Source organism: Rhodoferax lacus (assembly GCF_003415675.1).
Taxonomy (GTDB): Bacteria; Pseudomonadota; Gammaproteobacteria; order Burkholderiales; family Burkholderiaceae_C; genus Allorhodoferax; species Allorhodoferax lacus.
This window is the reverse complement of record NZ_QFZK01000001.1, coordinates 739,602-762,169: the sequence shown is the minus strand read 5'-3', so window position 1 is coordinate 762,169 and position 22,568 is coordinate 739,602. Positions and strand designations below refer to the sequence as shown.

Sequence of the window (22,568 nt, the reverse complement as noted above, 5' to 3'; positions counted from 1 at the left end):
TCAGTCGCCCAGCACAAGGCCTTCACGGCGCGGGTCGGCACCGCCCAGCCAGCCGCCTGGTGTGCGCTGGATGGCCTGCAGGCCGCTGGGCATGGGGGTTTCTGACACCGTGTGGCCGCGCGCCTGCAGGGCGCTCACTACGGCCGGGTTGAAGCGACCCTGCTCCAAAAACAGCGGTCCACCCAAGGTGCCGAAATTGGGCAGGTTGATGGCCTGCTGCGGGCCCAGGCCCCAGGCAATCATGCCCAGCAGGGTCTTGGCCGTGAAGTGGATGATCATGGCGCCGCCAGGGCTGCCAGCACTCAGCAGCAACTGCTTGCTCTGTTTGTCGAACACCAGCACCGGTGACATGGAAGAGCGCGGCCGCTTGCCCGCTTCCACCCGGTTGGCAACCGGCGCGCCGTCCGCGCCCTGGGGCGTGAAGCTGAAGTCGGTGAGCTGGTTGTTGAGCAGAAAGCCACCGGCCAGACCCAGGCCGCGGTTGACCATCAGGTGCGAACCCCAGGCGGCCTCGATGGTGGTGGTCATGGCCAGGGCGTTGCCATTGGCATCCACGATGGAGATGTGCGAGGTGCCGTATTCGGGTTGCGCAGGCATGGGTGCGTAGCCCACGCGGCTCTGGCCGGGCGTTCCGGGCTGCACGGCCTCTATGCGCGGGCCGTCGGGCTGGATCAGTCTGGCGCGTGCGGCCAGGTAGTCGGGCGCCAGCAGGCTGGACCAGTTGCCTGCCGGGGCTTGGGTGAAGGCCGGGTCGGCCACGTACTGGGCGCGGTCGGCAAAGGCCAGGCGCGCGGCTTCGGTGTACAGGTGCAGCCACTGGGCAGCAGGTACGCCGTCGGCCAGTGGCTGGTCGGCGCCCGGGGTGTTGGACAGCAGGCCCAGAATCTGGCCTATGGCCAGGGTGCCGGAGCTGGGCGGCGGCATGCCGCAGATGCGCAGGGTTCGGGCCTGGGGTCGGAGCTGGTAGTCAAAGCACAGGGGCTCGCGACGCAGCGGCTGGTAGGCGGCCAGGTCGCTCAGGGCCAGCGAGCCTGGGTTGGCGTGCGCCTGCACCTTCTTCACCATCGCCTGTGCCACCTTGCCCTGCATCAGGGCGTCGGGTCCGATCTCCGCAATGGATTGCAGCACGGCGGCCAGCTCGGGGTTGCGCAGCACATGGCCCTCTGGCCAGGGCTGGCCGCGGCCGTCATAAAAATAGGCGCGGGCTACCGGGTCGGTCTTCAGGGCCTCATCAGCAGCGAGCAGGGTGGCCAGGCGCGGGCTGATGGCAAAGCCCTTGCGGGCCAGCCGGATGGCCGGTGCAAACAAGTCCTTCCAGGGCAGGCGGCCGTGGTCCAGATGGGCCAGGTAGAGCATGCGCAGGGCACCGGGCACGCCCACCGAGCGCCCGCCCACTGCGGCCTGCATGAACTCCAGGGGCTTGCCCGAAGCGTCCAGAAACAGCCCGGGTGTGGCTCCGGCCGGTGCCGTCTCGCGCCCGTCATAGGCCTGGGTATAGCGGCCATCAAAGTGCATCATGAAGGCGCCGCCACCGATGCCGCTGCTTTGCGGCTCCACCAGATTGAGCACCATCTGCACGGCCACCGCGGCGTCAAGTGCGCTGCCACCGGCTTGCAGGATTTCCTGCCCGGCCTGGGCGGCCAGCGGGTTGGCAGCCGCCACCGCATAGGTGTGGGTGGCCCAGCCTGGCTTGTCCACCACGGCGCTGGGCAACTCGGGCTGGGCCAGTGTCTGGGCGTGGGCCTGGCCGGCAAGGGATGCCACGGCCAGCAGGCCGCACAGGCTGGCCCTGTTCAGGCCGGCCAGGCGTGCCAGCCAGCGGGTACGTGGGGACGTAAGGGGGTGCATGGTTTACTTCTGCGGCCGGGGCAGGCGGCCCAGCAGGTAAAACTCGGGGTTGGGCAGCATGCCGGTGACGCTGGCCATGCGGTTGGACAGGCCAAAGAAAGCGGTGATGGCGGTGATGTCCCAGATGTCCTCGTCGCCAAAGCCGTGGGCCTGCAGTGCGGCAAAGTCGGCCTCGTCCACGGCCTGGCTGTTGGTGCAGACCTTCATGGCGAAGTCCAGCATGGCGCGCTGGCGCGGCGTGATGTCGGCCTTGCGGTAGTTCACCGCCACCTGGTCGGCCACCAGCGGCTTCTTCTCGTAAATGCGCAACAGCGCGCCATGCGCCACCACGCAGTACAGGCATGCGTTGGCGGCGCTGGTGGCGGTGACGATCATCTCGCGGTCACCCTTGGACAGGCCGGATTCCTCGCGCAGCATCAGGGCGTCGTGGTAGGCGAAGAAGGCCCGCCACTCGGCCGGGCGGCGCGCCAGGGCCAGGAACACATTGGGGATGAAGCCGGATTTTTCCTGCACTTCCAGAATCTTGGCCTGGATGTCGGCGGGCAGGGTGGTGAGGTCGGGCAGGGGGAATCGCATCTTCAGCTCCAGTGTCGGGAAAAGGATGTTACGCCGCCGGGCCGCCCCAAGGCGTAACGCGCCCCCTCGGGGGGCAGAGAGCCACACGCAGTGGGCGAACGTGGGGGCATAAATTCAATAATGTGGCGGGAGTTCGTCGCGCGGATTGCGCAGGCCCGGCTGGTTGCTGCTGCTGGCAGCCTGATCGCGCAGGCGCAGCAGCTCGGCCACCAGGGTGTCCAGGGTCTGCTGCTGGCGGATGATGATCTGGTCGAGCTTGTCCACCAGGTCCTCGGTAAAGCTGGCTTTGATTTCCAGCGCTTCCAGGCGTTCTTCTATCGTGTGCATTGCGGTCATGGCATCGATTGGAACAGACCGCGCGGGTCTGTGCCATTCAGGACATTTTGACCAGGGTCTCAAACTCGGACGCGCTGATCGGACGGGCAAACAGATAGCCCTGGCCGTAGTCGCAACCGGCCGCGGCCAGCAGGCTGCGCTGCTGCTCGGTCTCCACCCCTTCGGCAATCACCTGCATGCCCAGCGCATGGGCCATGACGATGATGGCCTTGCACAGCGCCAGGTCGGTGGATTCCGGGATGAGGTGGCGCACGAAGGACTGGTCGATCTTGATGTAGTCGATGTCAAACTTTTGCAAATAGGCCAGCGACGAGTAGCCCGTGCCAAAGTCGTCCAGCGACACCTTGATGCCCGCATCCCCCAAGGCCAGCAGTTGCTCGCCCACGATGGCGTTGGTGTCGAGCAGCAGGCCTTCGGTAATTTCCACCACCAGCGCCTCGCCGGGCAGGCCCAGCGCGTGCATCTGCATGCCCCAGGAGGCCTGGCCGCTGTCGTCGTGGCGGAACTGCACCGGTGAGCGGTTCACGCTGATCTGGAACTCCGGGTGCAGGGTCTGGCGCCACTTCTGCACCTGGGCTGCGGCCTGCTGGAACACCCATTCACCGATGTCCACAATCATGCCGCTGGACTCGGCAATCGGAATAAAGGCCGCCGGGCTGACCAGGCCGCGTTTGGGGTGCTGCCAGCGGATCAGGGCCTCGGCCTTGTGAATGGAGCCGGTGGCCAGCTCGATGATGGGCTGGTAGAGCACGCGGAACTGGTTGTCCACCAGCGCCGTACGCAAGTCATTGGCCAGGCGCACGCGGGTGAGTGCGGCCTCCTGCAGGGCCGGTGTGAAGAAGCTGAAGCGGTTGCGCCCCTCGCCCTTGGCCACGTACAGGGCCTGGTCGGCGTTCTTGTAAAGGTCTTCAATCTCGGTGCCGTCCATGGGGTACAGGGTGATACCCATGCTGGCTGACACAAACACCTGCTCGTCGCCAATCTGGAACAGTGCGTCCATGCAGCGCAATATCTTTTGCAGCAGGGGCTCGAGCTGGTTGGTGTTGGAGATGTCGGTCAGGATGACGGTGAATTCGTCACCACCCATGCGCGCCACGGTATCGGAGTCGCGCACGCACTGCTTGATGCGCTTGGCCGCCTCCACCAGCAGCTGGTCGCCGCTGTCATGGCCCAGGGTGTCGTTGACTTCCTTGAAGTGGTCCAGGTCCATGAACAGGATGGCCAGTTGCTGGCCGTCGCGCTTGCAGCGCTTGATCTCCTGCTCCAGCCTGTCGCGCAGCATGCGCCGGTTGGGCAGGCCGGTGAGCGCATCAAAAAAAGCCTGCTGGCGGATCAGCGCTTCGGCGTCCTTGCGCTCGGTGATGTCGGTGTGCGTGCCAATCATGCGCAATGGCTTGCCGTCAGCGTCCCGGCTGATCACCATGCCACGGCTCAGCACCCACTTCCAGTCGCCATCCTTGCACCGCACCCGGTGCTCGTTGTGGTAGGTGGGGGTGAGGCCCTGGAAGTGCCAGTCGCGGTCCATTTCCATCTGGGCCCGGTCGTCTGGATGGGTGCGCTGGTCGAGCTCCATGGCCTGGTTGGCCAGCTCACCTTCGGTAAAACCGTACATCTCGATCAGGCGCTTGGAGTAGAACTCCACACCCGTGGGGATATGCCAGTCCCACACACCGTCGCCCGTGCTCTCCAGGGCCAGCTTCCAGCGGTTCTCGGCGTCCAGCAGTGCGGCCCGTGCCAGCTTGCGTTCGGTGATGTTCTGGATCACCGAGGTGCGCGACAGCAGTTGCCCATGCTCCCAGCGCGAGGTGCCCACGGCGTGCAGCCAGATGCGCTGGCCCTTGGCGGTGATGGCTTCGAGCTCAAAGTCGTGGGTGCTGGGCTGGTGCGTAGTATCGAAATACGAGGCCCGCAGGAACTCCATGGACTGCGGCGTAAAGAAGCGTTCGGCCGTTCCCATGGCCGTGCCCGGCGCATAGTCCTCGGGTGAGGTCTCGAAGATGCTGTAGGTGCCTTCGGTCCAGAACACCTGGTCGGCCACGATGTCCACTTCCCAGCCGCCCACCTGTGCCAGCGCTTGCATGGACGTCAGCAGCCGGTCCAGCCGCTCCCGGTCTTTTTCTACCTGCACATAGTCGGAGACATCCGAGAAGGTGCGCACCATGCCGCCTTCGGGCAGCATTTGCGAGGTGACTTCCAGCGTGCGGCCCTGGGGCGTGACGCGCAGGTAGCGGGTGGGTACCGGGGCCTCGCCTTCACTGAACACATATTCGCGGGCGTGGCTTTCCACCAGTTCACCGTTGATGCCGAAATCACCGCGGCTGAACTGCAACTGGTTGACCTGCTTGAGTGTGGGCTGGGTGCCCAGGAAGTCAGCATGCAGATCGAGCAACTCGCAGGCGCGGGCGTTGAAGGTAATGATTCTGTGTGCCGCATCCAGCACAAACAGCCCTTGGCTGATGCTGCCCAGCGTGTCGCGCAGGACGTTGGAGCGCTCCTGCAGCTCCGCCTCCACAGCCTTGCGCTGGTTGAGGTCGGTGTGGGTGCCAATCATGCGCAGCACACGGCCTTGGGCATCGTGTTCCACGGCCATGCCGCGAGAGATCACCCAGCACCAACTGCCGTCTTTGTGCCGCATGCGCAGGTCCACCGAGTAGCTGGGCACGGCGCCGTCCAGATAGTCTTTGACAGCTTGCACCTGGATCGGCAGATCGTCCGGGTGCACCCGGCTGGAAAACTCTTGGTAGCCCTGCTGCAATTCGCCCGGGGCAAAGCCCAGGATTTCTTCCCAGCGCGCGGAGTGGGTTTGGGCGCCAGTGGCCAGGTTCCAGTCCCAAACACCCAGCCCGGAGCCCTCCAGCGCCAGCTTCCAGGGGTTTTCTTCCTCGGATACTGCTGGTGATTGGGGTTGGAATTCGCTCAGCTTATGAGCGGGCGGCTTGGGGCTGTGCATGTCAGGTGGTCGGCGTAGCGGGGTATTCGGCCTTCACTGGCATAACGTTTCCTCCCCAATAAATCATTTGCCTGTCATGTTACTTGGGTTTGCTGCCGCCTCTGCGCCTGCCCGGGGCCTGAATTTTCGCGCAGTCCATTGCCCCAGGTCATCAATGTAGGTAAACACCGCCGGAATGACCAACAGGCTCAGGAAGGTGGAGGTGATCAGCCCGCCAATCACCGCAATCGCCATGGGCGCGCGAAAGCTGGTGTCGGCCGCGCCCAGGCCTATCGCAATGGGCATCATGCCCGCGCCCATGGCCAGGGTGGTCATGATGATGGGGCGGGCGCGCTTGTTGCAGGCGTCCAACAGCGCCTGCAGGCGCGTCATGCCATGCTCGCGCCGGGCCAGGATGGCGTACTCCACCAGCAGGATGGAGTTCTTGGTGGCCACGCCCATGAGCATGATCAGCCCGATCAGCGAGGGCATGGAAAAGCTCTTGTCGGCCAGCAGCAGGCCCACAAAGGCGCCGCCCAGCGAGAGCGGCAGGGCAAACAGGATGGTTACCGGGTGCAGCAGGCTCTTGAACAGCAGCACCAGCACAATGTAGATGCACAGCACGCCGGTCAGCATGGCCAGGCCGAAGCTGGCAAACAGCTCGCCCATGACCTCGGCGTCGCCCACCTCGCGCACCGCCACGCCGGGCGGCAACTGTTTGATAGAGGGGAGCTCCTGCACGGCTGCAGCCACCTCGCCCAGCGGCAGGCCGGAGAGCTCGATGTCGAAGTTGATGTTGCGTGAGCGGTCGTAGCGGTCAATCACCGCCGGGCCTCCGGCCACCTCCAGCGTGGCCACCTGGCTGAGCATGACGGGTCCGCGTGTGCCTGGCACCGAGAGGCGCCCCAGCAGGTCCAGATCAGACCGGGCGGCGCTGTCGAGCTTGACCACAATCGGCACCTGGCGCTGGCTGAGGTTCAGCTTGGGCAGGGCTGCGTCATAGTCGCCCAGGGTGGCAATGCGCAAGGTGTCGCCAATGGCTGCACTGGTCACACCCAGGTCGGCGGCACGGGCAAAGTCCGGGCGCACGGCAATCTCGGGGCGCACCAGGCTGGCACTCGATGCCACATTGCCCAGGCCGGGAATGGTGCGCAAATCCTTTTCCACAGCCTGCGCGGCCAGGTTCAGGGCTGCGGGGTCTTCGCCGCTGAGCACCAGCACATATTTCTCGCCCGAGCCGCCCAGGCCCACCTTGCTGCGGATGCCGGCAATGGGCTCCAGCGCCTCGCGGATCTGCTGTTCGATGCCCTGCTTGCGTGGGCGCGCATGGCGCTCGTCGAGCAGGATGGTCAGCGTGGCCTTGCGCGCCTCGGCCGCACCCTGAGGCGCGAAGGGGTCGCTGCCGGCGGCACCGCCGCCAATGGTGGTGTAAATGCTTTTGACATGCGCGACCTTCATGAGGCGTTGGCGGGCGTCTTCGGCCGTCCGCTGCGTTTGCGCCAGGGTGGAGCCGGGAGGCAGCTCCAGGTAGGCCTGGGTCTGCGAGTTGTCATCCGGCGGAATAAAGCCCTTGGGCAGCAGTGGAATCAGCATCAGCGAGCCAACGAAGAAGGCCATGGCCCCCAGCGCCGTCACCAACCGGTGCTTGACGCACCAGCTGGCCCAGCGCATGTAGATGCGCATCCAGCCCGGCTCGGTGTGCGCCGTGACGATGGGCTTGAGGATGTAGGCCGCCATCATGGGGGTGAGCACCCGCGCTACCAGCAGCGAGGCTGCCACGGCGAGTGAGGCTGTCCAGCCAAACTGCTTGAAGAACTTGCCGGGAATGCCCGCCATGAAGGCGGTGGGCAGGAACACTGCAATCAGCGTGAAGGTGGTGGCAATCACGGCCAGGCCGATTTCATCTGCGGCTTCCATGGCTGCCTGGTAGGGCGACTTGCCCATGCGCAGGTGGCGCACGATGTTTTCCACCTCCACAATCGCATCGTCCACCAGAATGCCGATGACCAGTGACATGGCCAGGAGGGTCACCACATTGATGGTGAAGCCCAGCTGATGCATGCCGATGAAGGCCGGTATGGCCGATAGCGGCAGCGCCACGGCCGACACAAAGGTGGCGCGCCAGTCACGCAGAAACAGCCACACCACCAGCACGGCCAGGGCCGCGCCCTCGTAGAGCAGGTGCATGGAGCCGTCGTATTCCTCCTGCACCGGGGTGACAAAGTCAAAGGCCTCGGTAATCTGCATGTCCGGGTGCAACACGCGCAGCTCTTCCAGTGCCCGGCGCACGCCGGCGCCTACTTCGAGCTCGCTGGCGCCTTTGCTGCGCGCCACCTCGAAGCCCACCACTGGTTTGCCATTGAGCAGGGCGGCAGAGCGAGGCTCTGCCACGGTGTCGCGGATGGTGGCCACCTGGTCCAGGCGGATGTGGCGCCCGTCCGGCAGGGACAGTTCCATGGCTTCGAGCTCGCGCGCCGAGGCCACGGTGGCCAGGGTGCGCACGGGCTGCTCGCTGCCGCCCACATCGGCGCGGCCACCGGCCGACTCCTGTTGCGTGAGCTTGAGCTGGCGCGAGATGTCGGCGGCGGTTGTGCCCAGGGCCTGCAGGCGTGCCGGGTCCAGCGCCACTTCCACCTGGCGGTCGGCGCCGCCCACGCGGTTGATGGCTCCCACGCCGCGCACCGAGAGCAGCTTGCGGGTGATGGTGTTGTCGACAAACCAGCTCAGGGCCTCGTCATCCATCTGGCTGGAGCCCACCGTGTACGCCAGCACCGGCGAGCCCGCCAGGTTGATCTTGCTCACCGCCGGGTCGCGCAGGTCGCCGGGCAGGTCGGCGCGTATCTGGGCGATGGCCGAGCGCACATCGTCCACCGCTTCCTGGCCTGGTTTTTCCAGGCGAAATTCGGCGGTGATGCTGACGCCGCCGTCCTGCACCTTGGTGTAGATGTGTTTTAAGCCCTGCAGGCTGGCGATGGCGTTTTCCATCTTGCGCGCCACCTCGGTTTCCAGCTGCGCCGGTGCGGCACCGGGAAGCGATGCCGACACCACCACCGTGGGCAGGTCCAGGTCGGGGAAGTTCTGCACCTTCATGCTGTTAAACGACAGCAGCCCGGCAAAGGTGAGCATGACAAACAGCATCACCCCGGCAATCGGGTTTTTGATGGACCAGGCTGAAACGTTCATTTCGCGCTGCCCAGGCGAACGGTATCGCCATCGTTCAGGAACCCGGCGCCGGTGACGGCAACCGTGGCGTCAGCCGCCAGGCCCTTGAGAATTTCCACCTGCGTGCCCACGCGTCGGCCAACCTCCACTTTATGCTGGGCCACTTTGTTGGCGGCACCGATCGCAAAGACATAGCTGAAGCCATCGCGCACCACCACGGCCTCTTGCGGCACCGTGAGCGCATTGCTGTTGCCCAGCGCAAATTCCCCGCGCGCAAACATACCCGCCTTGACACCGGAATCAGCTGACGTGGTTTTCAGGTCCACATACACCAACGCGGCGCGGCTTTGCACATCCACCGTGGGCGCCACCATGCGCACCCGGCCTGCGACCTTGCTGCCACTGGCGCTGACCACCTGCACCGGCGTGCCCACCTTGACGCGGCCCAGCTCGGTGGCGGTGACTTCGGCACGCCACTCCAGGCGGCCCTGGCGGATCAGGCGAAAGAGCTCAGTGCCGGCACCCGGCACCGCACCCACGGTGGCGCCGCGGGCGGAGATGATGCCGCTGTCCGGGGCCAGCACCAGGGCGTGCTTGAGGCGCAAGTTCTGTTGCAGCAGCGCGGCTTCGGCGCTCTGCACGCGCGCCTTCGCGCTCAGGTCGGTGGTGCTGTACTGGTTGATCTGCTGGGCGCTCAGGGCGCCGCTGGCTTGCAGGCTGCGGGCGCGCTCGGCATTGGCCGCCGCATCTGCAGCCTGCGCCTGCGCCTCGGCCAGATTGGCTTTGGCCAGGGCCACGTCGGCCTGCACTGTGTCGGACGCAAACACGGCCAGCACCTGGCCCGCTTTGACGGCATCGCCCACATTGGCGCGCACTTCCTGCAGCTTCAGGCCGCCCGATTCCGAGGCCACGCTGGCTTCCTGCCAGGCTGCAATATTGCCGTTGGCCGCCAGCGCCAGCGGCAGGCTGGCCTGGCTGGGTTTGGCGGTGGTGACCGTCATCGAGGGCTTGGGCGCGGCGCCGCTCTGGGGCGCATTGGCGTCTTGGGCATGGCTGGCTGGGCCAAAGCCCAGGAAAAGGCCGAGACCGCCCAGCGCCAGGCACAGGGCCGTGGCCAGGGTGAGGGGGGTGAGCTGCAGTTTTTTCATGGTCGTGATTCGGTTCAATGGCTGTCTTGGGGCAGGGCTGCATCAGGCGTCCAGCCGCCGCCGAGTGCGCGGTACAGCGCAATCCAGGCCTGGGTGCGCTGCAGGTCGAGTTGCAGCAAGGTGGTTTGGGACGCCAGCGCGATACGCCGCGCGTCTTCCAGCTCCGGCAGGTTGGCAGCACCCGCCTGCACACGCGCCTGGGTGGCGTTGAAAGAGGTGGTGTAACCCGCAGCGGCCGTAGCCGCATCTTCTCTTTGCGCTGCGGTGCTGGATAGGCTGAGCAAGGCGTCTTCCACCTCACGCACGGCCTGGCGCACGCGGGCGCGGTACAGGGCTTCGGCCTCGGTGTAGCGGGCCTGTGCGGCCTGCACATTGGCCACGCGCCGCCCTCCGTCAAAAATTGGCAGGCTCAAGACCACCGGGCCAATGGACCAGGTGCTCAGGTCGGTGGTGCTGCCCTGGCTGCTGTAGTTGAGCGTACCGATCTGGCCGTTTAGCGTCAGGCGCGGGTAGCGCTGGGCCTGGGCCGAGCCCAGGTCGGCGCTGGCGGCGGCCACTTCGCGCTGGGCAGCGTACAGGTCGGGGCGCTGGGACAGCACCTCGGCCGGCACGCTGGCCACGGCGGGCATGGCTGCCGGGTTCTGGTTCGGCGCGTTGCTGTCCGCCACGCTGTCTTGCAGGCGCTGGCGCAGGGTGGGCTCTGGGACTGCGGTGAGCGCCACCAGGGCCTTGAGCGTGCTGTCGCACTGGCTGGCCTGCTGGGTGCTGCGGGAGCGGCCTTCGGCGGCGCTGGCATCTGCCAGGGCGGACACGGCAGGCGCGGTGAAGCCGGCCTGGGCGCTGAGGGCACTCAGGCGCGCACTTTCCCCGCGCGAGCGGGTGTCGGACTGCAGCACGGCCAACACCTGTCGGCAATTGCGCCAAGCGTAATACTGGGTGGCGGTTTCTGCCGCCACCGACACGCGCGCCTCATGCCACTGGGCGCCCGTGCCCTGCAGCCTGGCCTGGGCGGCATCGGATGCTGCCGCGTTGGCACCGAACAGATCGATTTCCCAAGAGGCATCCAGGCTGGATGACAGGGCCGTGCCCACCATAGGGCTGGCGCTGGTGACACCGCGCTGTGCGCTCAGCGACGCATTCAGGCTGGGCCGGTTGGCAGCAGTTGCCGTGGCCAAGGCTGCGCGCGACTGGGTCAGGCGCGAGGTGGCACTGGCCAGTGTGGGGCTGACGCGCTGTGCGGCCTCTATCAGGTCCACCAGCACCCGGTCGCCCAGACCTTGCCACCACTGTGCCAACTGGGCACTGCTGCCGCCATGGGGCAGGGGTGCGTTCCAGGCAGGTGGCACAGTGCGGTCGGCCCCAGTGTTGCCGGACTGCGCTGGCAAAGGTGCCGCACAGCCCGTAGCCAGCAAGCCCAGAGCTGCTGCAGCAGCACATATATATGCAAGACGTTGCATGGGTTTCAAGAGAGTATTCCTGGCTGTCAAGGTGAAGAGGAGCCCGAGCTTACCTGCTTCGCTTTATCCAACTGCAGCCAGGCGGCATTGCACCCTCTTTTTGCCGATCAGGGCCGGGGTCTTTGCCAGCCGGGCCAGCGGCCATGGGCTGCCCTTGTTAGAGTGCGCGCCATGTCTGCTACCCGCGCCCTGGTCTGGTTCAAACGCGATTTGCGGGTGCATGACCACGCGCCGCTGGTGGCCGCCCTGGCCCATACCGATGCGCTGGGCCTGTTTGTGATTGAGCCCGAATGGCTGCAAAGCCCCGAGTGCGATGCCAGCCACGTGGACTTTGCCCTGGGCTGCCTGACCGAACTGCGTGCGGCGCTGGCACGGCGTGGCTTGCCGCTTGTGGTGCGGGTGGGCACGGCCGTTTCTGTGCTGGCGCAGTTGCACACCGAGCTGGGCTTCACGCACCTGCTCAGCCACGAGGAAACCGGTTCGGGCTGGTCGTATGCACGCGACCTGCAGGTGGCCGCCTGGTGCCAGTCCAGCGGCACACGCTGGCAGGAGTTCACCCAGACCGGCGTGGTGCGTCGCCTGGGTAGCCGCAGCGGCTGGGCCAAGCGCTGGCAGGCGCGCATGGAGGCGCCGCTGGCCATTCTGGAGCACGGCTTTTGCGCCGCTGTGCCGCTGGAGCAGGCGGACCTGCCCACGCTGGCGACCTTGGGCCTGGCACCGCACGGCAAGACGCTGCAGGCGGCCGGTGAGAAGGCGGCGCGGCGCACCCTGAAGAGCTTTTTGCAGGAGCGTGGCTTTGGTTACCGCAAGGCGCTCTCCAGCCCCTTGAGCGCCGAAGACGGTTGCAGCCGCCTGAGCCCGCACCTGGCCTTTGGCACCCTGTCCTTGCGCACCGTGCACCAGGCCACCGAGGTGGCCATTGCCAGCACACCTGAGCGCGGCCTGGCTTACGGCCTGCGCGGCTTTGCCGGGCGCCTGCGCTGGCACTGCCATTTCATGCAGAAGCTAGAAGACGAGCCCGGCATTGAGTTCCACAATTTCGCCCGCGTCTGCGACGGCCTGCGCGAAGACGATTTCAACGAAGCCCACTTTGCCGCCTGGTGCGAGGGCCGCACAGGATTTCCCATGGTGGATGCCTGCATGCGCTCGCTGGTGGCCACTGGCTGGCTCAACTTCCGCATGCGCGCCATGCTGGTGAGCTTTGCCAGCTACCACCTGTGGCTGCACTGGCGGCCCACGGGGCTGTTTCTGGCGCGCCAGTTTCTGGACTTTGAGCCCGGCATCCACTGGAGCCAGATGCAGATGCAAAGCGGCACCACCGGCATCAACACACTGCGCATGTACTCGCCCACCAAGCAGGCACAGGACCAGGACCCCGAGGGCCTGTTCATACGCCGCTGGGTGCCCGAGCTCTCTCGCGTGCCGCTGCCCTACCTGGCCACACCGTGGAAGATGGATGACAGCGTGCAGCACATGGCGGCCTGCCGCATCGGCGTGGACTATCCCGCGCCGGTGGTGGATGACAAGCTGGCCATGAAGGCTGCCAAAGACCGCCTGTATGGCCTGCGCCAGAGCGTGCAGGCGCGCGAAGAGGCCGGTGCTGTGCAGGCCCGCCATGGTTCGCGCAAGAGCGGGCTGCCTCCCTCCGGCAAGGGGGCCAAGGCGGTCGTGCCGCGCAGATTGCGGGCAGTTCCTGCGGTTGCAGAACCATCCGCACAGGGCGACCTGTTTGCCTGAGGCGGCCAGCCCATCCACCCCCCCCCTTGGAAGCACCCTCCCGCAGAAGCCCCCCATTGAAGAAGACACCATGAAAAACGATTTCAAAGGCAACAAGCAATCGCTACCCAGCAAGCCCTGCGCGGTGTGCGGCCGCACCATGAGCTGGCGCAAGGCCTGGGCCAAAAACTGGGAGTCGGTGCTGTACTGCTCTGACGCCTGCCGCGCCCGCAAGGCGCAGGTAAAACATGGATAAGTCCCTGATGCCGCCATCCCCCTTGCCCGCCACCGTGCGCCATCTGGTCATCGTGCTGGGCGACCAGCTGGATGAACAATCCTCGGCACTGCAGGGCTTTGATGCGCAGCAGGACGTGGTGTGGATGGCCGAGGTGGCCGAGGAGTCCACCCATGTGTGGTCAGCCAAGCAGCGCATTGCGGTGTTCCTGAGCGCCATGCGCCACTTCGCCCAGCACCTGCAGGCACAGGGCCTGCCACTGGTCTACACGCGACTCGACGATGCCGACAACCTGGGCACGCTGCAGCTGGAACTGGGCCGGGCCATCAAGCAGTTGCAGCCCGCAGCACTGGTGATGACGGCCCCCGGAGACTGGCGCGTGCTGCAGGCCTTGCGCGCAGCGGCGGCCGAGCACCAGCTGCCCCTGGAGTTGCGCGATGACACCCATTTCTTCAGCACCGTGCGCGAGTTTGCCGCGCACGCCCAGGGCCGCAAACAGCTGCGCCTGGAATATTGGTACCGCGCGCTGCGCCAGCAGCACGGCATCCTGATGGAGGGTGGCGAGCCGGTGGGTGGGCAGTGGAATTTCGATGTGGACAACCGCGAGTCCTTCGGCAAGGCCGGCCCGCAGAACGTGCCCGCACCCACGCGCTTTGCGCCGGACGCCATCACCACAGATGTGCTGGCCCTGGTGAACCGCCGCTTTGCCGGCCACCCCGGCACGCTGCACAGCTTTGGCTGGCCTGTCACGCGGGAGCAGGCGCTGCGGGCCCTGAACGCCTTCATCACAGAGCGCCTGCCGCTGTTTGGAAAATATGAAGACGCCATGTGGCAGGGCGAGGCCTGGCTGTACCACTCGCACCTGAGCTGCGCGCTCAACCTCAAGCTGCTGCAGGCGCGGGAAGTAGTGCAGGCGGCTGAAGACGCCCACCGCGTGGGCCTGGCGCCCATCGCCTCGGTGGAGGGCTTTATCCGGCAGATTCTGGGCTGGCGCGAATACGTGCGCGGCATCTACTGGACGCAGATGCCGGACTACCTGGAACGCAACGCGCTGGACGCGCAGGCCGATCTGCCGGCCTGGTACTGGACGGGCAACACCGACATGGCCTGCCTGAAGGATGCCATTGGCCAGACCCTGGAGCACGGCTACGCCCACCACATCCAGCGCCTGATGGTCACGGGCCTGTACGCACTGCTGCTGGGCGTGCGCCCGCAAGCCGTACACAGCTGGTACCTGAGCGTGTACGTGGACGCGGTGGAATGGGTGGAACTGCCCAACACCCTGGGCATGGGCCAGTTTGGTGACGGCGGCCTGATGGCCAGCAAACCCTATGTGGCCAGCGGCAAATACATCCAGCGCATGGGCAACCACTGCAAGGGCTGCCGCTATGACCCGGCACTCTCCACGGGCGAGGCGGCCTGCCCCTACACCACGCTGTACTGGGACTTCTTGATGCGCCACGAAACCCTGCTGAAGAAGAACCCGCGCATGGCCATGCAGCTCAAGAACCTCAGCCGTCTGGACGAGGCGGCGCGTGCGGCCATCCGTGGGCAGGCAGAGGCACACCGGCAGGGGCAGACCTTGAAATGATGGATCGGCATCGTTAATTACTGCAGCTACAATAATTCGATGCAAATGACGTTTGACCCGGTCAAGGATGCATCCAATCTGGAGAAACACGGTGTGTCGCTTGCCTTGGCTTTGGAGCTTGATTGGGAATCGGCGTTGGTCTGGGTTGATGCGCGTTTTGAATATGGGGAGTTACGCATGATCGCGTTAGCGCCCCTCACTGGAATTTTGTATTGTGTGGTTTTTGTAGACCGTGAGCCCGTGCGAAGAATCATCAGTTTGCGCCGGGCCAACCGACGAGAGGTGAAGCACTATGTCCAAAGTTAGCAAACGTCCTTCAGTGACCATGCCCAGCGTTGCGGAAGACAAAGCCATCACGGCCGCAGCAAAGGCCGACCCGGATGCGCAGCCGCTGACGCCACTGCAATTAAAGGCGATGGTCCCGCTAAAGTCCCTGCGCGGTCGGCCAAAGTCCGAGAACAAAAAAATGCTGGTCTCTGTGCGCTACAGCCCTGAGGTGCTGGCCTACTTTCGGTCTACCGGTGAGGGCTGGCAGGCGCGCATGGATGGTGTGCTGCAACAGTATGTTGCCCGCCACTCGCGCCAGGCATGAGTGATGGGTGCTGCACGCGCTTTGAATTTGCGCAGGCTTGCATCACCCGGCCGTGAGCTTGTGCACCAGATCCGCCGTGGTGCTGGCGCCGTATTTGCGCATCAGCCGCGCGCGGTAGATTTCCACCGTGCGGTGGCTGATGGCCAGCGTCTTGCCTATGAGCTTGCTGGTCAGGCCCTGCAGCAAATAAGCCGCCACCTCGCGTTCACGCGCGGTGAGTTCGGCGCGCACCGGGCGGCTGGCGCTTAAATCTTCAAAGCACCAGATGCCGGCCTCGTGCGGCGCCAACTGGTTGAGGGCGCGCCCGGTCACATGGCACCAGAAGGGCTCGCCTGCGGTGCGCCCGCCCAGGCGCTTCATGATGCGGTTGTCGGCATACGTGCCCTTGCGGTTCAGGATGGGCGCAATGCGCGCGCCGGTGCGCTCGTACTCGGCCGCACTGGGGTAGAGCACCTGGAACGACTGGCCCAGTAGTTGCGTGCGCTCCACGCCAAACATGTCGCACAGGTGCTGGTTGCAGTCGGTGATGCTGCGGTTGCTCGACAGGGCCAGGCCCACCGGGGCCAGATCAAAGGCAAGGCGGTAATCAGTGTCCATGGTGTGCGGGCGGGCAAGGTTTAGGGCAAGGTTTGAAGGCAGGCAAGGGTTGGACTCTACGAAAAACTACGTATGCGGTTACGTAGTATCGTAAGGGCTTCGCCCATACAGGAGGACAGTGCAGTGAACAAGATTTACCCCAGCGCGGCAGCCGCGCTTGAAGGCATCGTGCAGGACGGCCAGCTCATGGCCGTTGGCGGTTTTGGTTTGTGCGGCATTCCCGAGGCGCTGATCGATGCGCTCAAGGACACCGGCGTCAAAGACCTGACCGTGATTTCCAACAACGCCGGTGTCGACGGATTCGGCCTGGGCAAGCTGTTGGAGACCCGCCAGATCAAGAAGATGATCTCCAGCTACGTGGGCGAAAACAAAGAGTTCGAGCGCCAGTACCTGGCCGGTGAGCTGGCGCTGGAGTTCACGCCCCAGGGCACGCTGGCCGAGAAGCTGCGTGCCGGTGGCGCTGGCATCCCCGCCTTCTTTACCAAGACCGGTGTGGGCACTTTGGTGGCCGAGGGCAAGGAACTGCGCGAGTTTGATGGCGAGACCTATGTCATGGAACGTGCACTGCTGCCTGAGGTGTCCCTGGTCAAGGCGCACCGCGCCGACAAGTCGGGCAATCTGCAGTTCCGCTTTACCGCGCGCAACTTCAATCCGGCCGTGGCCATGGCCGGCAAGATCACCGTGGTGGAAGTCGAAGAGATTGTGGAGACCGGCAGCATGGAGCCCGACTCGGTGCACCTGCCCGGCATTTATGTGCACCGCATTGTGCTCAACGCCAACCCGGAAAAGCGCATCGAGAAGAGAACCATCACCGAAAAAGCAGGAGTTTGACCATGGGCTGGAATCAAGACCAAATGGCCGCACGTGCGGCGCAAGAGCTGGAAGACGGTTTCTATGTGAACCTCGGCATCGGCATTCCCACCCTGGTGGCCAACCATGTGCCCACCACCAAGGAAGTCTGGCTGCAGTCCGAAAACGGCATGCTGGGCATTGGCCCCTTTCCGACCGATGACAAAGTGGATGCCGACCTGATCAACGCCGGCAAGCAGACGGTGACCACGCTGCCGGGCTCCAGCATCTTTGGCAGCCACGAGAGCTTTGCCATGATCCGCGGCGGCAAGATCAACCTGAGCATTCTGGGTGCCATGCAGGTCAGCGCCCAGGGCGACCTGGCCAACTGGATGATCCCGGGCAAGATGGTCAAGGGCATGGGCGGCGCCATGGACCTGGTGGCCGGTGTGAAGCGCGTGATCGTGCTGATGGAACACGTGGCCAAGAAAAAAGACGGCACCGAGGATCTGAAGATTCTTCCCCACTGCACCCTGCCGCTCACCGGCGTGGGCGTGGTGGACCGCATCATCACCGACCTGGCCGTGATGGACGTGACGCCCCAAGGCCTGAAGGTGGTGGAACTGGCGCCCGACGTGACGCTGGAACTGCTGCAAAGCAAGACCGGTGTGCCGCTGATCTGAGCATCTGCTATGTTCAAGCCCTATGCAAAGAAAACGTATTGGGCTGCTGCTTGCCACGCTCTGGGTGCTTGTACTTCTGCAAGTGCAAGGGGCGTGGGCCAAAACGCCAGGTGAGGTTGAGCCCGGCGCCACCCTGCGCGAGGCCAAAATGCGCGGGCTCAATGGCCCGGACCGCCTGCTGTCGCAGTACCGTGGCAAGCCGCTGTTGATCAATGTGTGGGCCAGTTGGTGCGGCCCCTGCCGCCAGGAGATGGGTTCGCTGGAGCGCCTGGCCTGGCGCGAGGAGGGCAAGCGCTTCACGGTGATCGGTATTTCCACCGACGACAGCGAGCCCGCAGCCAAGCGCTATTTGCAGCAGGCCAATGCCACCTTGAACCATTACATCGACCGTGCGCTGGAGTTGGAGAACATGCTGGGCGCCGAGCGCCTGCCGCTGACCATCCTGGTGGACGCCAATGGGCGGGTGCTGGCGAAATATTCTGGTGCCCGCGAATGGGATGATGCCGAAGCGGCCCGCTGGATTGGCAGCCGCCTGCCAGCCAAAAAATAAGCAGGCCAGCCAACCATGTCCCTTCAGGTAAGACCCGTCAGGTCGGTAGCCATTCTGGCCACCATCACGATCACCGCGATCGTGCTGTCGGCCGCCTCCTTGCTGCTGAGCTTGCGTGCGCGTGAGTTGCAGCATTCACAGCAGGAGACACAAAGCCTGGCCCAGATGCTCATGGAGCAGACGGAGAAGAACTTCACCAGTGCGGACCTGGTGTTGCAGGGCGTGCAGGAGCGCCTGGCATCGCCCTTCGGGCGGCAGCTTCCACTGGACAGCAGGCTGGTTCGGCTGCTGCTCAATGCCCGCGTGTCGGGGCTGAAAAACCTGAGTTCCATTTTTTTGGTGGATGAGAACGGGATGCTGGTCAATTCCTCGCGCGAGCAAGTCATTGCCGACCTGTCGCTGGCGGATCGTGCGTATTTCAAGGTGTTTGCCGAGGGCCGGCCCGATATCGCCTATTTAGACAAGCCGGTTCGCAACCGCATCGACAACAGCTGGACGCTGTACCTCGCGCGCCGGTTGTCCGCCAAAGACGGCAGCTTCATGGGGGTGGCGGTTGCTGCCATCAGCATTGCCGATTTGGAAAAAAGCTTTAACGGTGTGCAACTGGACTACGCGCGGCCTGTCAGCGTCTATATGTCTGACGGTACCCTGGTGGCCAGTCTGCCGCACCGGGAAGACGCCATGGGCCGTGTGGCTCCGGAGTTTCAGGGCAATACAGTGCCTGGCAAGCCCAACGAAATAAGCATCCTGAGTCAGCGCAATGCGTCCGGTGGCAACGAGAAGCTGGTTGTGGGCAGGCTGGCGAACTTTCCACTGCTGTTGGCTGTCACGGATGTGGAGGAGCAGAGCCTGCAGCCCTGGCGGGAAACTGCCATTCCCGTGGCCGTGGGCGTTCTGCTGGTGAGCGTGTTTACAGCCATGGTATCCGTTTACCTGATCAGCAAGCTGCAGCGCAAGGAGGCCCTGACGGAGGCGCTCAATTCCGCCAATGACCGCTACCAGCACACGGTGGACTCGGTGATGGACGCCATCGTTGCGGTGGACGAGCGCATGGTCATTCTGCTGTTCAATCCTGCAGCCGAGCTGATGTTCGGGCGCCTGGCCAAGGACACCCTGGGCCGTCCGCTGGACATCTTGATCCCGGCCAACCTGCGCCGCGTGCACGAAGGTCATATGCAGCAGTTTACGGGCCCCGACCATGACCTGCCCCGTACGGTGGTGCCCACCCGCAACATCGTGGGTTTGCGGGCTGACGGCACCGTGTTTCCGATTGAATCGACATTCTCCAAATCGGTGGTGGACGGCCACCTGCAACTGACGGCCGTTTTGCGTGACGCCACCGAGAAGCACAAGGCCGAGCAGGGCCTGCGCGAGGCCAACCGCCAACTGCGGGAGCTCTCCAATTCGCTCACCCAGGTGCGCGAACAGGAGCGCACCCGCATCTCCCGCGAGCTGCATGATGACCTCGGTCAGCAGCTCACCGGCCTGAAGCTCAGCCTGTCCTGGCTGGGCAACCGCATCAAGGACGGGCGTGAGACGGCAGCCCAAAATGTAGATGACATGCGCTACCAGCTGGACGGGGCGATTGCCTCGGTGCGCCGCATTGCAGCCGAGCTGCGTCCCCGTGTGTTGGATGACCGGGACTTTGCCGAGGCACTGACCTGGCAAACGCGCGAATTTACCCGCCACAGCGGCCTGGAGGTGACGCTGGACCTGCAGGCGGGCGCCCTGATCAAGGACAATGAATTGGCCACGGCGTTGTTCCGTATTGTCCAGGAGGCGCTGACCAATGTGGTGCGCCATGCCCAGGGCACGCAGGTGAGCATCTCCCTGACCGAAATCGATGGCATGGTGGTCCTGAAAATTCAGGACAACGGAGTAGGGTTTGACAGCGCGTCCCGCCAGGGTGGAGTCGGGCTGGTGGGTATGCGGGAGCGTTGCACGGCCGTTGGCGGTGTCTTTGATATCGTCAGCCAGGCGGGCGAGGGGACCACCATTTCCATGTCCGTGCCACTGGCAGCCCTGCGGGAAACAGAGGAAACAGAATGAAGCTGGAAGTGTTGGTTGCCGATGACCACGCCATCATCCGCGATGGCTTGCGCAAAATTTTGGCCGATACCGATGACCTGGTGGTGGCCGGCGAGGCTGCCAACGGCATAGCCGTGATGGAGCGTGTGCGGGCCCGGGACTGGAGCCTGCTGGTATTGGACATATCCATGCCAGGGCGCAACGGCCTGGAGCTGATCAAGCTGGTCAAGGCCGAGCGGCCCAAACTGCCCATCCTGATCTTCAGCATGCACCACGAGGAGCAGTACGCGGTGCGGGCCATACGCGCCGGTGCCTCTGGTTACCTGTCCAAGGAAGGCGATACCGACTGGCTGCTTCCTGCCATGCGCAAGGTGGCCTCCGGCGGCATTTTCATCAGCCCCAAGGTGGCCGAACTGCTGGCCAGCGACATCGCGCCCCAGACGCAAAGCAACAAGCCTTTGCACACCCTGCTGACGGACCGGGAGTTTGACGTCTTCAGCCGCATCGTGCGGGGCTTTGGCCTCACGGCCATCGCCGAGGAACTGTCACTCAGCGTCAAGACAGTCAGCACACACAAAACGCACATTCTGGCAAAAATGAACATGTCTACACAGGTGGACATGGTCCGCTACGCCATCGAACACGGTCTGACCGACCGCTGACTTCCCCTCCGACCGGCATGCGCTGGTCCGGCATCTCGAATATAGGAATATTCCTATGCCTATTCTCGTCGGGTTCCTATAGCCACGGCTTGCACGTAAAGCAACAATGCTCATGTGTAAACATTCGTAAACGCTAAAAAGTACTTTTCACCGAAGGAATCCGTCATGACAACTAATTTCGCCAATCCTGCCAAGGCATTCAAAGTGCTTGCACCGCTCGTGGCAATGGGCCTGTTGTGCATTTCTTCCGGCGTGCTGGCAGCCGAAGTGGATGCCGATGCCGCCCTGGCCCTGGCCAAGAAAAATGATTGCACCAAGTGCCATGCCGTTGACAAGACCAAAAAAGGGCCTTCCTACAAGAAAGTAGCGGCCAAGTACAAGGGCAAGATGGCTGAAGGCGAAGAGAAGATCCTGAAGAACATCACCACCGGTCCCAAGGTCAAGTTGGAAGATGGCTCGGAAGAAGAGCACAAGATCATCGACAGCAAGGACCCCAAGGCGATCAAGAACCTGATCGACTGGATTCTGGCGCAGTAAGTTCGCCCATGCGGGCAGCAGGCCCGGCGCTCGCGGCATTCCGAAATGCCGCTGCTCCTTTCAGGCTGCTGCAGCAACAAAACAACAAGTCGTTCCATTGAAAGAACAGGGGTAGATATGAAAAATTTCACAAGAATCAAGCAGTGGCTGCTGACGGCCATGCAGGTCGCGGCGCTGGGCAGCGCCTTGCTGGGCGGCTCTGCAGCCATGGCTGCGGATGACCTGGTGCTCAATGGCGACGCCAAATGCACCGCCTGCCACGACGAGGGCGACAGCCCCGAAGTGCTCAAGATTGGCAAGACGCGCCATGGTGTGCGAGCCGATGCCCGCACCCCCAGTTGCACCAGTTGCCACGGCGACAGCGCCGCCCACATGGGCTACAAAGGCAGCGCCAAGCCACCCGCACCCGACCGTTCCTTTGGCAAGCGCAGCCTGACGCCCGTGGCTGAACGCAATGAGGCCTGCCTGTCCTGCCACCAGAAGGACGCCAAGCGTTCCCATTGGGAAGGAAGTGTTCACCAGGCGCGTGATGTGGCCTGTACGTCCTGCCACGAAGTGCACACCGGGCACGACAAGGTGCGCGACAAACAAACCCAGGCCGAAGTCTGCTTTGCATGCCACAAGGAGCAGCGCACCCAGGTCAACAAGCCCTCGCACCACCCCATTCCCGAAGGCAAGATGACCTGCTCGGATTGCCACAATGCGCACGGCTCGGTGGGCCCCAAGCTGATGAAGCGCGACAGCGTGGTGGACACCTGCTACACCTGCCACATGGAAAAGCGCGGCCCCTTCGTGCACAACCATGAGCCGGTGAGCGAAGACTGCTCCAACTGCCACAACCCGCACGGAACCGTGGTGGAGAGCATGCTCAAGGCCCGTCCGCCCTTCCTGTGCCACCAGTGCCACACACCACACGGCGGGTTCATTCCCCAGCTGGCGGGTGCACAGAGCGCACTCAACACAAGCACCAATACCAACACAACGGGCAAGAGCAAGATCAATGTGACGCAGGGGCGTTCCTGCATGAATTGCCACACCCAGGTGCATGGCACCAACAACCCGGCAGCCACCAACCCCACGCCGCAGTTCAACTTCCGTTGATAGCCGCCTGTACTTTTAAAAAATTGGTTAA

Annotated in this window: 20 protein-coding genes; 12 read left to right on the top strand and 8 right to left on the bottom strand. The window is 64.3% G+C overall.

The window, feature by feature from the left end:
• The 7 genes from DIC66_RS03485 to DIC66_RS03455 all read right to left on the bottom strand — a co-directional run bounded on the left by DIC66_RS03485 (position 1) and on the right by DIC66_RS03455 (position 11,456).
• Positions 1 to 1,848 (bottom strand): gamma-glutamyltransferase family protein, encoded by a 1,848-nt coding sequence (locus DIC66_RS03485; RefSeq protein ID WP_117174020.1) that lies wholly within the window; start codon positions 1,846 to 1,848, stop codon positions 1 to 3.
• Positions 1,849 to 1,851: 3 nt separating this feature from the next.
• Positions 1,852 to 2,424, bottom strand: coding sequence for a peroxidase-related enzyme (locus DIC66_RS03480; RefSeq protein ID WP_117174018.1), 573 nt, complete (start codon positions 2,422 to 2,424; stop codon positions 1,852 to 1,854).
• 114 nt (positions 2,425 to 2,538) lie between these two features.
• Entirely contained in the window at positions 2,539 to 2,760 is a 222-nt protein-coding gene (locus DIC66_RS03475) for a SlyX family protein (protein WP_117174016.1), read from the bottom strand.
• Positions 2,761 to 2,797: 37 nt separating this feature from the next.
• A complete protein-coding gene (locus tag DIC66_RS03470; RefSeq protein WP_117174014.1) occupies positions 2,798 to 5,710 on the bottom strand; it encodes an EAL domain-containing protein in 2,913 nt (970 codons plus the stop codon).
• 63 nt (positions 5,711 to 5,773) lie between these two features.
• A complete protein-coding gene (locus DIC66_RS03465) occupies positions 5,774 to 8,872 on the bottom strand; it encodes an efflux RND transporter permease subunit (protein WP_117174012.1) in 3,099 nt (1,032 codons plus the stop codon).
• Positions 8,869 to 9,999 carry an efflux RND transporter periplasmic adaptor subunit gene (locus tag DIC66_RS03460; protein ID WP_117174010.1) on the bottom strand — a complete coding sequence of 377 codons (1,131 nt, stop codon included), beginning with the start codon at positions 9,997 to 9,999 and terminating at the stop codon, positions 8,869 to 8,871. Before DIC66_RS03460 ends, DIC66_RS03465 begins: the two co-directional genes overlap by 4 nt.
• Positions 10,000 to 10,013: 14 nt before the next feature.
• The gene (locus tag DIC66_RS03455) at positions 10,014 to 11,456 is read right to left on the bottom strand and encodes an efflux transporter outer membrane subunit (RefSeq protein ID WP_117174008.1); all 1,443 of its coding nucleotides are present in this window, start codon (positions 11,454 to 11,456) and stop codon (positions 10,014 to 10,016) included.
• A gap of 171 nt (positions 11,457 to 11,627) precedes the next feature.
• Here DIC66_RS03455 and DIC66_RS03450 point away from each other — a divergent pair, with 171 nt between their 5' ends.
• From DIC66_RS03450 to DIC66_RS03430, 5 genes are all read left to right on the top strand, one after another.
• Positions 11,628 to 13,193, top strand: a complete 1,566-nt coding sequence (locus DIC66_RS03450; RefSeq protein WP_117174006.1) for an FAD-binding domain-containing protein — start codon at positions 11,628 to 11,630, stop codon at positions 13,191 to 13,193.
• 70 nt (positions 13,194 to 13,263) lie between these two features.
• A complete protein-coding gene (locus DIC66_RS03445; RefSeq protein WP_117174004.1) occupies positions 13,264 to 13,428 on the top strand; it encodes a DUF2256 domain-containing protein in 165 nt (54 codons plus the stop codon).
• On the top strand, positions 13,421 to 14,998 hold the full coding sequence (locus tag DIC66_RS03440) for a cryptochrome/photolyase family protein (protein ID WP_275405208.1): 1,578 nt from the start codon (positions 13,421 to 13,423) through the stop codon (positions 14,996 to 14,998). The genes DIC66_RS03445 and DIC66_RS03440 overlap by 8 nt, the downstream gene beginning before the upstream one ends.
• Before the next feature lie 39 nt (positions 14,999 to 15,037).
• Entirely contained in the window at positions 15,038 to 15,304 is a 267-nt protein-coding gene (locus tag DIC66_RS03435; protein ID WP_117174001.1) for a BrnT family toxin, read from the top strand.
• 19 nt (positions 15,305 to 15,323) lie between these two features.
• Complete coding sequence (locus DIC66_RS03430) at positions 15,324 to 15,590, top strand: BrnA antitoxin family protein (RefSeq protein ID WP_233505759.1); 267 nt, start codon at positions 15,324 to 15,326, stop codon at positions 15,588 to 15,590.
• Positions 15,591 to 15,632: 42 nt separating this feature from the next.
• On the opposite strand, the gene DIC66_RS03425 is transcribed toward DIC66_RS03430, so the two are convergent.
• Positions 15,633 to 16,187, bottom strand: coding sequence for a PAS and helix-turn-helix domain-containing protein (locus DIC66_RS03425; protein ID WP_117173997.1), 555 nt, complete (start codon positions 16,185 to 16,187; stop codon positions 15,633 to 15,635).
• A 123-nt stretch (positions 16,188 to 16,310) separates the two neighbouring features.
• Here DIC66_RS03425 and DIC66_RS03420 point away from each other — a divergent pair, with 123 nt between their 5' ends.
• The 7 genes from DIC66_RS03420 to DIC66_RS03390 all read left to right on the top strand — a co-directional run bounded on the left by DIC66_RS03420 (position 16,311) and on the right by DIC66_RS03390 (position 22,537).
• On the top strand, positions 16,311 to 17,018 hold the full coding sequence (locus DIC66_RS03420; protein WP_117173995.1) for a CoA transferase subunit A: 708 nt from the start codon (positions 16,311 to 16,313) through the stop codon (positions 17,016 to 17,018).
• A 2-nt stretch (positions 17,019 to 17,020) separates the two neighbouring features.
• On the top strand, positions 17,021 to 17,659 hold the full coding sequence (locus DIC66_RS03415) for a 3-oxoacid CoA-transferase subunit B (RefSeq protein ID WP_117173993.1): 639 nt from the start codon (positions 17,021 to 17,023) through the stop codon (positions 17,657 to 17,659).
• Positions 17,660 to 17,681: 22 nt separating this feature from the next.
• Complete coding sequence (locus DIC66_RS03410) at positions 17,682 to 18,209, top strand: TlpA family protein disulfide reductase (RefSeq protein ID WP_117173991.1); 528 nt, start codon at positions 17,682 to 17,684, stop codon at positions 18,207 to 18,209.
• Positions 18,210 to 18,224: 15 nt separating this feature from the next.
• Positions 18,225 to 20,258: a histidine kinase gene (locus DIC66_RS03405; protein ID WP_117173989.1), complete on the top strand. Its 2,034-nt coding sequence runs from the start codon at positions 18,225 to 18,227 to the stop codon at positions 20,256 to 20,258.
• The gene (locus DIC66_RS03400) at positions 20,255 to 20,899 is read left to right on the top strand and encodes a response regulator (RefSeq protein WP_117173987.1); all 645 of its coding nucleotides are present in this window, start codon (positions 20,255 to 20,257) and stop codon (positions 20,897 to 20,899) included. The genes DIC66_RS03405 and DIC66_RS03400 overlap by 4 nt, the downstream gene beginning before the upstream one ends.
• A 165-nt stretch (positions 20,900 to 21,064) precedes the next feature.
• Positions 21,065 to 21,436: a c-type cytochrome gene (locus tag DIC66_RS03395; protein ID WP_233505758.1), complete on the top strand. Its 372-nt coding sequence runs from the start codon at positions 21,065 to 21,067 to the stop codon at positions 21,434 to 21,436.
• A gap of 117 nt (positions 21,437 to 21,553) precedes the next feature.
• The gene (locus DIC66_RS03390; RefSeq protein WP_117173983.1) at positions 21,554 to 22,537 is read left to right on the top strand and encodes a DmsE family decaheme c-type cytochrome; all 984 of its coding nucleotides are present in this window, start codon (positions 21,554 to 21,556) and stop codon (positions 22,535 to 22,537) included.
• The last annotated feature ends 31 nt before the right edge of the window (positions 22,538 to 22,568 follow it).